Origin of the sequence: Streptomyces sp. V4I2 (assembly GCF_030817655.1) — a bacterium.
Lineage (GTDB): Bacteria > Actinomycetota > Actinomycetes > Streptomycetales > Streptomycetaceae > Streptomyces > Streptomyces plumbiresistens.
This window is the reverse complement of record NZ_JAUSZM010000003.1, coordinates 560,149-572,734: the sequence shown is the minus strand read 5'-3', so window position 1 is coordinate 572,734 and position 12,586 is coordinate 560,149. Positions and strand designations below refer to the sequence as shown.

12 protein-coding genes are annotated in these 12,586 nt (G+C 71.8%); 11 read left to right on the top strand and 1 reads right to left on the bottom strand.

Going from position 1 to position 12,586, the window contains the following annotated elements; genetic code table 11:
* Positions 1-8 precede the first annotated feature (8 nt).
* Genes QFZ76_RS03375 through QFZ76_RS03355 form a run of 5 tightly spaced genes read left to right on the top strand, consistent with a single transcriptional unit; the run spans position 9 to position 6,199 of the window.
* Positions 9-2,558: an ATP-binding cassette domain-containing protein gene (locus QFZ76_RS03375; RefSeq protein WP_307672270.1), complete on the top strand. Its 2,550-nt coding sequence runs from the start codon at positions 9-11 to the stop codon at positions 2,556-2,558.
* A gap of 49 nt (positions 2,559-2,607) precedes the next feature.
* Positions 2,608-2,835, top strand: a complete 228-nt coding sequence (locus QFZ76_RS03370; protein WP_307672269.1) for a hypothetical protein — start codon at positions 2,608-2,610, stop codon at positions 2,833-2,835.
* An 11-nt stretch (positions 2,836-2,846) separates the two neighbouring features.
* On the top strand, positions 2,847-3,017 hold the full coding sequence (locus QFZ76_RS03365) for a hypothetical protein (RefSeq protein ID WP_307672268.1): 171 nt from the start codon (positions 2,847-2,849) through the stop codon (positions 3,015-3,017).
* A gap of 59 nt (positions 3,018-3,076) precedes the next feature.
* Positions 3,077-4,213, top strand: a complete 1,137-nt coding sequence (locus tag QFZ76_RS03360) for an acyl-CoA dehydrogenase family protein (protein WP_307672267.1) — start codon at positions 3,077-3,079, stop codon at positions 4,211-4,213.
* Between the two features lie 18 nt (positions 4,214-4,231).
* Entirely contained in the window at positions 4,232-6,199 is a 1,968-nt protein-coding gene (locus tag QFZ76_RS03355) for an FAD-dependent oxidoreductase (RefSeq protein ID WP_307672266.1), read from the top strand.
* 193 nt (positions 6,200-6,392) lie between these two features.
* Here QFZ76_RS03355 and QFZ76_RS03350 read toward each other — a convergent pair whose 3' ends face one another.
* Positions 6,393-6,593: a 3-hydroxyacyl-CoA dehydrogenase NAD-binding domain-containing protein gene (locus QFZ76_RS03350; protein WP_373464255.1), complete on the bottom strand. Its 201-nt coding sequence runs from the start codon at positions 6,591-6,593 to the stop codon at positions 6,393-6,395.
* Positions 6,594-6,853: 260 nt separating this feature from the next.
* Between QFZ76_RS03350 and QFZ76_RS03345 the strand changes: the two genes are divergently transcribed.
* The 6 genes from QFZ76_RS03345 to QFZ76_RS03320 all read left to right on the top strand — a co-directional run bounded on the left by QFZ76_RS03345 (position 6,854) and on the right by QFZ76_RS03320 (position 12,552).
* Entirely contained in the window at positions 6,854-7,909 is a 1,056-nt protein-coding gene (locus QFZ76_RS03345; protein ID WP_307672265.1) for an alcohol dehydrogenase catalytic domain-containing protein, read from the top strand.
* Positions 7,910-8,018: 109 nt separating this feature from the next.
* Entirely contained in the window at positions 8,019-8,807 is a 789-nt protein-coding gene (locus tag QFZ76_RS03340; protein WP_266452198.1) for an enoyl-CoA hydratase/isomerase family protein, read from the top strand.
* A gap of 5 nt (positions 8,808-8,812) precedes the next feature.
* Positions 8,813-9,193, top strand: coding sequence for a Zn-ribbon domain-containing OB-fold protein (locus tag QFZ76_RS03335; RefSeq protein ID WP_307672264.1), 381 nt, complete (start codon positions 8,813-8,815; stop codon positions 9,191-9,193).
* Positions 9,190-10,335 carry a thiolase family protein gene (locus QFZ76_RS03330; protein ID WP_307672263.1) on the top strand — a complete coding sequence of 382 codons (1,146 nt, stop codon included), beginning with the start codon at positions 9,190-9,192 and terminating at the stop codon, positions 10,333-10,335. Before QFZ76_RS03335 ends, QFZ76_RS03330 begins: the two co-directional genes overlap by 4 nt.
* A gap of 43 nt (positions 10,336-10,378) precedes the next feature.
* Complete coding sequence (locus tag QFZ76_RS03325) at positions 10,379-11,581, top strand: acyl-CoA dehydrogenase family protein (protein WP_307672262.1); 1,203 nt, start codon at positions 10,379-10,381, stop codon at positions 11,579-11,581.
* The gene (locus QFZ76_RS03320) at positions 11,578-12,552 is read left to right on the top strand and encodes a phosphotransferase family protein (RefSeq protein ID WP_307672261.1); all 975 of its coding nucleotides are present in this window, start codon (positions 11,578-11,580) and stop codon (positions 12,550-12,552) included. Before QFZ76_RS03325 ends, QFZ76_RS03320 begins: the two co-directional genes overlap by 4 nt.
* The last annotated feature ends 34 nt before the right edge of the window (positions 12,553-12,586 follow it).

Sequence of the window (12,586 nt, the reverse complement as noted above, 5' to 3'; positions counted from 1 at the left end):
GCGGTCCAATGTCCGTCGTCAGTCGTTCCAGCAACTCCCTCGTCAGCCGTTCCACCCTCTCGCTCGTCAGTCGCTCCACCGTCACCAAGGCGGCGCTCGGGCCGCTCGCCGCGGCCGTGCTCCTCGTCGTGCTGAATACCGGCGCCATCCCGCCTTACCAGGCCTATTCCGTGGGTCTCGCGGCCATCTACACGATCCTCGTCCTCTCCGTGAATCTGCTCGCCGGGTGGGCCGGCATCTGGTCGATCGCCCACCCCGCGTTCTTCGCCCTGGGCGCCTACTTCGCGGCGTACGGCAGCACGCACGGCTGGTCGCTGGAGCTCGTGCTGCTCGGCGCGACCGGGTGCGCCGCGGCCTTCGGGGCGTTCCTGGGGGCCGCGGGGGCCCGCTTCTCGATGCTGTACGTCGCGCTGCTCACGCTCGCGTTCACCATGGTGTCGCTGGAGGTCATGGGCCAGTGGACCGGAGTGACCGGTGGCGACCAGGGCATTCCGATGGAGGAACTGCACAGTGCCCTGGGTCTGGGCACGCTGGCCAGTGCCGGCACTCAGGCGCAGTACCTCGCGGTAGGTGCCGCCGGGATCGCGCTCGCCGTGGCCGCGGTGGCCCGTCCCAGTGCCCTGCGGATGCGGCTGGTCGCCGCCAAGTCCCATCCGATGGCCGCCCGTTCGATCGGGATCGCCCCCGAGGCCCAGTCGGCGTTGGCCTTCGCGGTCAGCGCCGTGTTCGCAGCGCTGGCGGGTGTGCTGCTCGCCCTGGTCGTCGGATTCGTCAGCCCCGACCCCTTCTCCCTGGCCCTGGCGATCGCCCTCATCTCCGCGTGCGTGCTCGGCGGCGCGGGCACGCTGCTGGGCGCGGTCGTCGGCGGCGCCTACCTGACCTGGGCCCCGACCGTGGCCGAAAGCGCCGGAGTGGCGCAGCCGATCCTTCAGGGGGTCGTCCTCATCGCCGCGTTGCTGTTCCTGCCGGGCGGAGTGGTGCTCTTCCTCGGACGCACGGCGCGTCGGCTGCTGCGGCGTCCGTCCGCGCGCCCCGCGACACCGGTGGAGCCGCCCGAGGAGTCCCCGCAGCGCGTGCCGGCACCGGCAGCAACCGCGGACGAACTGCTGCGACTTGAGGAGATCGCGGTCACCTTCGGCGGGCTCAAGGCGCTCGAGGGCGCCTCCTTGTCCGTGCGGGCCGGTGAGACCCTCGCCATCATCGGGCCCAACGGCGCGGGCAAGACGACCCTGTTGAACGTCCTGTCCGGGCTCGTCGGCGGCGGACGGGTGGCGGGCAGCGCCCATTACGAGGGCAAGTCCCTGCTGAAGAGCCGCGCCACCGCTCGCCGTCGGCTCGGCATCGGGCGTACCTTCCAGCACGCCGAGACGTTCCCCGAGCTGACCGTCCTGGAGAACGTGCTCTGCACCCGTCGCCGTATCACCGCGCACGACCGGGACCGGGCCGCCGAACTCCTGGACCGCTTCGGTCTGGCGCACGTCGCGGACCGCTACCCGGCCGACCTGCCGTTCGGCCTGCACAAGCGCCTCGATCTGGCCCGGGCGCTCGCCGAGGAACCCGGACTGCTCATCCTGGACGAGCCGTTCGGCGGCCTCGACGCCACCGAGCGCGCACTGCTGACGCGGCAGATCGTGCGGCAACAGGAACACGGCACAGCCGTCGTGATCATCGACCACGTCCTCGACGACCTGTTCGCCGTAGCCCATCGGGTGGTCGCCTTCGACTTCGGCCGGCCGATCGGCGAGGGCGGCCCCGGCGAGATCCTGGACGACCCCCGAGTGCGCTCCTCCTACCTCGGCCAGGGAGGCACACGCGACGAACTCCCCGCCCGGCACGGCACCGAGAGCCCCGCCGTGCACCTCGACGCAGTGGACCACGCCTACGGCGGGGTCACCGCGCTGCGCGAGGTCGGCCTCACCGTTGCCCGGGGCAGCGTGCTCGGAGTCGTCGGCGCCAACGGCGCGGGCAAGAGCACCCTGGGCCGGATCCTGCACGGGACCCTCCCGCCCACCCGGGGCCGCCGCAAGGCCGCGGACGACCTGCGCACCGCGCTGGTACCCGAGGGCCGCGCCCTGTTCAAGACGCTGTCCCTGCGCGAGAACCTGGAGGTCGCCGCCTACGCCGCCGGCATCCGGGGGGCCGAACTGCGAGCACGGCTCGCGGAGACCACGCAGTGGCTGCCACCTCGACTGCGCGAGCGCATGGGGATGCCTGCCGCCGGGCTCTCCGGAGGCGAGCAGCAGGTCCTGGCGATCGCCCGGGCCCTGATGGCACGGCCGGACCTGCTGATCGTCGACGAACCGGCGCTCGGACTGTCCCCCGCGATGGTCGACGAGGTGTACGCCCGTATCGGCCGCCTCGCCCGCGAGGGCATGACGATCGTCCTGCTGGAGCAGTCCCTCGGCCGCGCCGCCTCGGCCTGCCACGAGGTGGTCGTGCTCCACGAAGGCGCCATCGCGGTCCGTGGCGTACCCGCCGACCCGACCTTCCTCGCCCGCGCCGAACAGGCCTACTTCGACGGTCAGGACGATGCCGCCGTACCTGTCCCACAGGGCTGAGACAGCGCGGATTCCGTAGCGGGATTTCCCTTGGCCCGAGGAGAGTGGCGTGCACACAGAAGGCGTGGATCTGCTGATCATCGGGGCGGGGATGGCGGGGATGGCGGGGATGGCGGGGCTGACCGCCGGCGCCCGCGCCGTCCGAAGCGGCCTGTCCGTCGCGATCGTGGAGATCGCCGCGGACGTCGGCGGCTCGGCACGCTTCGCCGGCTACGCGTGGACCGCCCCGAGCCATCAGGTCATGGACCAGCACAGCCGCGCGGAAACCGCGCTCTGAAGCGCGCGCTGGTGGACCGCTTCAAGAAGTCGGGGATCGGCCGCGAGCACGGTCCCTACGCGGTGGAGGAGTACCTCCAGACGAAGACGATCTCGATCGATCCGGGCCAGGAGCTTCCGGAGTCGGTCACCAGGAACGTTCCCTGCGGAACCGGACCTGGGACGCGCGGCTCCGCCGGCTGACCTCAGCCCCCGTCCAGTTGCCCACTCCCTCTCCGCCACCCGAGCACGATGGAGACCCCATGCACCACCACCGTCACCCCGACATCGACCCCCAGCTGCTGTCCGAGACCGAGGAACAGCGCGAACTGCGTACGGTCTTGCGGGACTTCTTCACCGAGGAGAGCGGCCCCGAGGACGTCCGCAAGCACCTGGCCACCCCGCGCGGACACGACGAGACGCTGTGGGCGCGGCTCGCGGGCGAGATCGGGGTGCACGGGCTGGCGATTCCGGAGGAGTTCGGCGGATCCGGCTTCACCTTCGCCGAACTCGCCGTGGCGATGGAGGAAGCAGGGCGTGCGCTGTACTGCGCGCCGCTGCTTCCCACGGTGGTCCTCGCCGCGCACACCCTGCTGAACAGCCAGGACCAGCAGGCGCGCGAGCGCTATCTGCCGCGTATCGCGGACGGCACCCTCACCGCGACGGTGGCCGGGTTCGACGAGGCCGAGCCCGGCGTCGGCGCCGAGCGGCGCGGGCCGGGGTGGGTGCTGCGCGGGGCCGCCGACTTCGTACTGGACGGAGCCGGCGCGGATCTGATCGTGGTCCGGGCCCGAACCACCGAGGGCGCCCGGCTGTTCGCCTGCGAGCCGGCCGAGGACAGCTGCTCGCGGACACCTCGCCGGGTCCTGGACGAGACGCGCCGCCAGGCGCTGGTGGAGTTCCGCGGCGCACCCGCCACACCCGTGGGCGAGTCGGGCGAGGTGACGGCGGCACTCGACGCCGGGCGGGCCGCGCTCGCCGCCGAGCAGGTCGGCGGCAGCGGCCACGCGCTGGACGCCACCGTCGAATTCGTCGCCCAGCGACAGCAGTTCGGGCGTCGCATCGGCTCCTTCCAGGCGGTCAAGCACCGGCTGGCCGACGTGCTGGTCGCCCTCGAGGCAGCACGCTCGGCATCCGCGTACGCGACCGCCTGCGTGGCCCTGGCATCGCCGCAACTGCCGGTGGCCGCGAGCGCCGCCGCCGCGGTCTGCTCCGAGACCTACCGTCTGGCCACGGCCGAATACGTCCAGTTGCACGGCGGGATCGGCTTCACCTGGGAACACCCGGCACACCTGTACGTGCGCAGGGCACGCAGCAGCGAGGTGCTGTTCGGCACCGCGGACCACCACCGCACCCGGCTCGCCGAACTCGTCGGCCTCACCACGCGACCCGCGGCCTGAGCGGGCACGGACAGCCCCATGACGCCAACGCCAAGTACCGACCTCACCCTCGCCACGCCGTTCACCCTCGGTGATCTCACCCTCCGCAACCGCCTGGTCGCCACCGCCCACGCCACCGCCGCCGTCGTCGACGGCGCCCCCACCGACACCGACGCGGCCTACTGGCGGCGACTGGCCCGGGGCGGTGCCGGGATGGTGATCACCGGAGGCACCGCCGTGGCCCCCGAGTCGACCCTGCCGCAGCGCTACCTGACCGAGGCGTGGCGCCCCGAGATCAAGCACGCCGTACGCCACCGGGCCGAGGCCATCACCGACGGCGGTGCCGTCGCCGTCGCCCAGCTCGTCCACCTCGGCCGCGAGACCCTCGGCGCGGGCACCTACTACCCCCCGGTCTCCGCCGCCACCGTCCGTTCCCCCCGGGAGGCGACCGCGCCCCACCCGCTGAGCACGGAGGAAGTGCGCCGAGTCGTCGACGCCTTCCGCGTCTCGGCGGCGAACAGTGTGCAGGCCGGCTTCCACGGCGTCGAACTGCACGCGGGCCACGGCTACCTGCTCGCCCAGTTCCTCTCCCGCGTCAACAACACCCGCGACGACGAGTACGGCGACCGTATCGCCCTGCTCGCCCAGGTGATCGACGCCATCCGCATCGAGATCGGCCGACTCCCCATCGGCGTACGGGTGTCGGTGGAGCCCGGTGACAACTCCGGGCTCGGCCTGGACGACCTGACCGAGCTGCTTCCGCGCCTGTACGAGGCATCGCCCTTCACCTACGCCAACGTCACCACCGGCGTCCGCAACACCTACGTCCCCGGCATGGCCACCACCCGCCCGCCCCTGCTGGAGTCGGTGGCCCGGCTGCGTACGGCAATCACGGTGCCGTTGCTGATCAGTCAGGGATTCCGGTCGGCGGCCGACATCGAGCGGGCGCTGGACTCTGGGGCCGACCTGGTGGGCATGGCACGGCCCTTCATGGCGGACCCGGACTTCGCCCGCAAGGTCATCGCGGGCGACGAGCGCTCGGTACGCCCCTGCACGGGCTGCAACGAGGGCTGCCGGACCATCGAGCCCACCGGGTCGTGCTCGGTGAACCCGGAGCTCGGCCCGCCGGGAGCCGCGTCCCGCCCGGCCGTACCGCTGTTGCTGACCCGGCGCGCATCCCGCACCGGATCCGTCGCCGTCCTCGGCGCGGGCCCCGCGGGCATGGAGTGCGCCATGGCCCTCGCCCGTACCGGCGCCGAGGTCGTCGTCTTCGATAGCGCCCGGGAGGCCGGCGGCCAGGCGCGTCTCGCCGCACGCGCCGCGCACCGGTCCGGCTGGCGGAAACTCGTCGCATACCAGTGCGACCAGCTGGCCGACCTGGGCGTGCGCCTGCGGCTCGGTACGTCCGTGACCTCCGCCGAACTGGCCGAGTACCCCCAGCTCGTGCTCGCCACCGGCGCCGAGGAGACGGTCGTCACCGTGCCGGGCGAGCTGCGCACGCTCACCAGTACGGACTTCCTCGAGCAGTACGCCGACATCGTGCCGCGTGCGCCCAGGGTGGCCGTCCTGGACGACGGCTTCGGCTGGTGGCAGGGCATCAGCGCCGTCGAGAGCGCGCTGGCGGCGGGTGCTCGCGAAGTCACGGTCGTCACCCCCGGCACCGGGTTCGCGACGGGCCTGTCACCGGAGAACCGGACCCAGCTGATGAACCGCCTCACCGGCGCACCGCTCCGCATCGCCGCGATGAACACCGTGACGGCCACAACAGCCGGCGAACTGCGCCTGCGCAACGTCATGGACGGCCACGAGGCATCCCTCGCCGCGGACATCCTGGTGACGGTCGGCGAACGCCGCCCGCGCCGCCCGGACTTCACCGCGGCCGACGGCCAGACCGTCCGCGCGATCGGCGACTGCGTCGTGCCGCGCCGCATCGCGCACGCCCTCGCGGAGGGGCGTGCGGCTGCGGAGGCGGTCGCGACGGTGGGCACTGTGAGCAAGCGATCGTAGACACTCCTCGTGTATGAGCCGGCCACTGGACTACCAGCGGCCGGCCAACACACACCCGGTCCACCAAGCCGGAGGTCGATCACGTCGTCGCCGACTCGGGCGCCCACGTCGTTCTCGGATCCGGCACTGCCCTGCCGGATGGGGAACCGTTCGCGCAGGGCACGGCGGCCGCCGACGACGTGGCGGCGATCTTCTACACATCCGGAACGACTGGCCACCCCAAGGGGGTGCAGGGGCTGTTCGCGGTCGGCCTCGCAAGCTTGCCGCGCCGGAGACCGCGGCCCAGGGGCGCCGTGAAGCGCTCGCGGCCGGCCGCGGCCAGCTCAGGAGTCGACTCGGCGACGGTGACGTCGAGGCCGCGTAGCGCGGCCACCTCGGCGATGCCGGAGCCCATGAGTCCGCAGCCGGCGATGCCGAAGCGGGAGATGACAGGGATGAAGGTTCTTTTCTGGAGGGGTGGGCGGAGTGAGCCGCCGCCGACGCGGTCGAGGTGTGATCTTTCGGTCGGTGGAAGCCGGAAGCGGATGTGGGCCGGATTGAGCCTTTCCCTACTGAACCGAAGTAGGCGAGGGTCTATAGCAGTCTATTGAAGTCAGTTCAGTTCAGTGGCAACCTCGGGAGGGTCGTACGGGACCGACAACTTACGGAGGAAGCATGCTGGCTGCGAGGCTGTACGGAGCCAAGGATCTGCGGATCGAGGAGATGCCCGAGCCCGAGCCGGGACCGGGTGAGGTGAAGATCCGCGTGGCGTACGCGGGGATCTGCGGCACCGATGTGCACGAGTACTTCGAGACGCCGCGGGCCACGCACGTGCCCAACCCGCTCACCGGCGCCACCCTCCCGCAGACACTGGGGCACGAGTTCGCCGGGACGGTGGTGGCCTGCGGGGAAGGGGTCGACCGGGTCGCCCCCGGGGCCAGGGTCTGTGTACGGCCGATCCGCACCTGCGGAGTGTGTCCGCGCTGCACGTCGGGGCTGTCCCATCTGTGCAAGGACCTGGCGGCGATCGGGGTGACCGCCCCGGGCGGCGGGCTCGCCCAGTACGTGGTCGTGCCGGCCGACTCCGTGCATCAACTCCCGGACAGGGTCCCGCTGGAGCAGGGCGCCCTGGTGGAGCCGATGGCGGTGGCCCTGAACGCGGTGGAGCGGGCCCGTGTGCCCCGTGGTGGCAGCGCGCTGGTGACGGGCGCGGGTGCGGTCGGGATGGGCGCGTTGTTCGCGTTCAGGGCGCACGGTGTCGCGGACGTGCTGATGGTGGAACCCTCGCCGGCACGCCGTGCGGCGGCCGCACGGCACGGGGCCCGGGTGCTCGACCCCGGCGCGGTCGACGTGGCCGAAGAGGTGATGGCCTTCACCAGGGGCCGTGGCGTGGACGCCGCCGTCGAATGCTCGGGGCGGGCCGATGCGCTGAACGCCGCGATCCGCTCGTTGGCCGCCCGGGCGCCGGTGGTGATGGTGGCCCTGTACTCCGGCCCGGTCGCCATCGACGCGTCCGTCGTGCGCCTGGCCGAACTCGCCCTGCTTGGCTGCGAGGCCTACCCGGACGGGGTCTTCGAGAGGGTTATCGAGCACATGGCGAGCGGTCACTACCCGACGGACGGCTGGCTCGACCACATCCCCCTCCATGACGCCCTCGCCGGGCTGCACGACGTCCGGGACGGCCGACGGCTCAAGGTGCTCGTGGACATTCCGGACGACAGCGGGAGCTGAGTCGGGCGGACGGCGGATGTCCGCCGGCGCAATCTCGAACAGGGGGTTGACAGTCGATCAACGCCTCCGCAGACTCGTAGTGAATTCAGTTCAGTTTGGAGGATCTGAGATGGCAGTGGAAGACGAAATCCAGTTCGAGCGTGACGGTCATGTCGCCCGCGTCTGGCTGAACCGACCGTGGAAGAAGAACTGCGTCACGGTGCCGATCCTGGACCGGCTCGACGAGATCATCACCGAGGTCGACGAGGACCCCGAGCTGCGGGTCCTGGTGTTCCGCGGCCGTGGGGGCACCTTCTGCTCGGGGTTCGACCTCGACAGCCTCAAGGCGGACTTCGTCGGCAAGTCGACCGCCATCGAGGTCGCGGTGAAGTCCGCGAAGGTGTGCGACCGCCTCTACTCGATGAAGACGCCCTCCGTAGCGGTCCTTGAGGGCTACGTCACCGCGGGCGGCTTCGAGATCATGATCTCCTGCGACTTCGCCATCTCCGCGGACGACGCCAAGATCGGCGACTTCCACATCCGCCGCTCGCTGTTCGGCGGGGCCGGCCCGATCTACCGCGTGCCGCGCATGATCGGCATCCGCAAGACCAAGGAGCTGATGCTCACCGGCAAGCTGCTGTCCGGCATCGAGGCCGCCGAGTTCGGCCTGATCAACAAGTCCGCCCCGGCCGACAAGCTGGACGAGACGGTCGAGGACTTCATCGGTGACCTCACCGACAAGAGCCCGTTCACGATGTGGCTCACCAAGATGACGATCGACCGCAGCCTGGACGCCGACACCCAGTCGCTGATGGTGATGGAGCACCTCGCCGTGGGCGTGGCGCTCAACTCCGAGGACGCCGCCGAGGGCGTCTCGGCGTTCCTGGAGAAGCGCGAGCCCAAGTGGCAGGGGCGCTGATCCGCATGACCACGGATCCGCGCAGTCCGGCGACCGCACTCCAGGGCTCACGCTGCTCCGGCTGCTCGGTGACGGTCTACCCCGCGGACGACGCGTGTCCGTGCTGCGGAGGACCGGCCGACCCGGCGGCCCTGTCCGGCGCGGGCACCCTGTGGACCTGGACGGTGCAGCGCTACGCACCCAAGTCACCGCCGTACCAGGCCCCACCGGGCGGCTTCGTACCGTTCGCGCTCGGCTACGTCGAACTGCCGGACGGCGTACGGGTGGCAGCCGTCCTCGACGTCGACGACCTCGAGGAGATCCGCATCGGCATGCCCCTCACGGTGACCGCGGGCGAAGGGGTTCCCCGGGCCCGCCCCACCACCGCCCACAAGGGGAACTCATGAGCGCCGACGTCCTGATCTGCGGTGCCGGTCGCACCCCGTTCGGCCGCACGGAGGCAAGCGGTCGCCAACTGGCCGTCGGCGCGGTGAACAGCGCTCTGGCGGATGCCGGAATCGAGTGGTCGCGGGTGAAAGCGGCCTTCGGCGGCAGCGACAGCGCCGGGCTCGCCGACACCCTGGTGGCCCAACTCGGCCTCACCGGGCTGCCGTTCGTCAACGTCAAGAACGGCTGCGCGACCGGCGGCAGCGCCCTGGTCTCCGCCGTGAACGCGATCCGCTCCGGCATGGCGGACGTCGTCCTCGCCGTCGGCTTCGACAAACACCCGCGCGGCGCCTTCGACCCACGCCCCGAGGACTGGGGACTGGGCGCCGAGTACGGCAGCGACGGACTGATGGTGACCACCCAGTTCTTCGGCATGAAGATCCAGCGCTACATGTACGACCACGGAATCACGCCGCAGACCCTCGCCCTGGTCGCCGAGAAGGCGTACCGCAACGGAGGGCTGACCCCCGAGGCATGGCGGCGCAAGCCGGTGTCCGCCGAGGAGATCCTCGACTCCGGCATGGTCAGCGATCCCCTGACCCGCTTCATGTTCTGCTCGCCGGGAGCGGGCGCCGCCGCGCTCGTCCTCTGCTCGCCCGAGGTCGCCCGCACCCTGGACGGCCCGTCGGTCACCCTGCGCTCGGCGGCTGTCCGCACCCGCCGCTTCGGCTCGTTCGAGGTGTTCAGCCCCTGGATCCCCGGGGGCGAGCTCACCAGCGTCAGCCGCGACGCCTCCGCCGCCGCCTTCGAAGAGGCGGGGCTCGGTCCCCGGGACGTGGACGTGTGCCAGCTCCAGGACACCGAGAGCGGCGCCGAGATCATGCACATGGCCGAGTGCGGGTTCTGCGAGAACGGCGAACAGGAGCGGCTCATCGCCTCGGGCGCCACCGAGATCGGCGGCACCCTGCCCGTCAACACCGACGGCGGCTGCATCGCCAACGGCGAACCCATCGGCGCCTCGGGACTGCGCCAGGTCTACGAGGTCGTCCAGCAACTGCGCGGCCGGGCCGGCGAACGCCAGGTCCAGGGCGAACCGAGGGTCGGCTTCACCCATGTGTACGGCGCCCCGGGTGTGAGCGCCTGCACGGTGCTGTCCCGCTGATCCGCGACGGAAGGTTCCGCGACGGACGAAGGAGAGGAAGGACATGAGCGGTATCCCGGACCCCGGCGAGTTCCGCGCGCAGGCCCGGCAGTGGCTCGCCACGGTCGCCCGCCCGCGCACCGCCGACGGGGCGTGGGGCAGCGGCTCCGACTCCGTCGCCGTGTTCGAGAACTGGACGGAGCAGCAGGAACGCGAGCACACCGCCCGCACCCAGGAATGGGAACGCACCCGGTACGACCAGGGCTGGGGCGCCCTCAACTGGCCGACCGCGTACGGAGGCCGCGAGCTGCCCGCGTACTACGAGCAGCTCTACCGCACCGAGGAAGCGGCCTTCGACGTGCCGCACCGCACCGAGATCTTCCCCGTGACCCAGCAGCTCGTCGCCCCCGCGATCGGCATCTGGGGCACCGACCAGCAGAAAGGGCGCTGGCTGCGACCCATGCTGCGCACGGACGAGCTGGCCTGCCAGCTCTTCTCCGAGACCGAGGCGGGATCCGACCTCGCCGCGGTGCGGACGAAGGCGGTGCGCGAAGGCGACCACTGGGTGCTGCGGGGCCACAAGGTGTGGACCTCCGGGGCCGGGGTCGCGACCTGGGGGGTGGCGGTGTGCCGCACCGACCCGGACGTACGCAAGCACGCCGGCATCACCGTCTTCCTGGTGCGCATGGACGCGCCGGGCGTGACCGTACGGCCCATCCAGCAGATGACCGGCGGGGCCAGCTTCAACGAGGTCTACCTCGACGACGTGATCGTGCCCGACACCGACCGGCTGGGACCGGTCGGCGAGGGCTGGCGGGTCACGCTGAGTGTGCTGGCCGCCGAACGGCTCGACTCCGGAAACCTGGGCCTCGACAACGCCGACCGGGCCTTGGACCTGGCCAGGAACCTGCCTCGCCCGCTCACCGGCGGCGAACAGCGCCAGGCCGCCGACCTCTACCTCCGCGCCCTCGTGCAGCGGCTCATCGGACTGCGGGTGACCGGCGCCCTCGTCGCCGGACGCGAACCCGGAGCCGAGGCCTCGGTCGGCAAGCTGTACGCCACCGAGACCATGCGCCGCACCAGCGACCTGGTGTCCGAGTTGCTCGGACCGCGCCTCGTCGCCGACACGGGGGAGTGGGGCACGTACGCCTGGACGGAGCACCTGCTCGGCGCGCCCGGCTACAGCATCGCGGGCGGTACCGACGAGATCCAGCACAACATCCTCGCCGAGCGGGTGCTCGGCCTGCCCAAGGAGCCCGTCCGATGAGCACGGCCACGCAGGTGTCGGAGCTGGCCGCACGGGTCCGTGACGCTCTGGCCCGCCGCCATCCGGGGGCGCCCGTGGGCGAGTTGAGGACCCTGCCCGGCGGCCACTCGGGGCTGACGTATGCGGTGAGCGCGGGCGAGGCGGCGTACGTCATCAAGGCGGTGCCTCCCGGCCAGCGGCCCGTCGGGCGCAACGACGTGTTGCGTCAGGCACGGGTCCTGGGCGCACTCGCCGCAACCGCGGTGCCGGTGCCGGGTGTCGCCGCCGTCGACGAGAGCCAACCGGCCTGGTTCGCCATGGACTTCGCCGCCGGCGAGGCCGTCGAGCCCGTCCTCGACGAACCCGAGGTACCCGCCGCCACGGCCCGCGCGCGCATGCTGCGGATCGCCTCCGTGCTGCGGCAGCTGCACGAGACCGACGTCGACGCTCCCGGCCTCGACGCGCCCGAACCACTCGACGCCGTCGGCGAGCTGGAGCGGTGGAGCCGCACCCTGCACGCCGTACCGTCCGAACTGCGGCCGGGAGGCGAGGAGTTGCTCAAGCGCCTCGCCGACAACGTGCCCGACGGACTGCCGTCGGTGCTGCTGCACGGCGACTTCCGGCTCGGCAACGTGCTGTGCGTCGGCGAGCGCGCGGTGGCGGTCGTCGACTGGGAGATCTGGAGCGTCGGCGACCCGCGCATCGACCTGGGCTGGTTCCTGCTGTTCGCCGACCACCGCAACTTCCCGCAGTTGGGCCGCGCCGTGCCCGGACTGCCCACCGAGGCCGAACTCCTCGACGCCTACGGCGATGGCGGGCCCGCGTTGCCCGCGATGGACTGGTTCCGCGCCCTGGGCCGCATGAAGATGGCCGCGATCATGGGCCACAACCTGCGCCGGCACCGCGAGGGCAAGCACCACGACCCGGACCAGGAGCGACTGCCGCCCACCATCGCCGCGATGATCCGCACGGCGCGCGACATCCTCGGCTGATCCGGACCCGCCAGGCACACCCCAGCATGAGGAG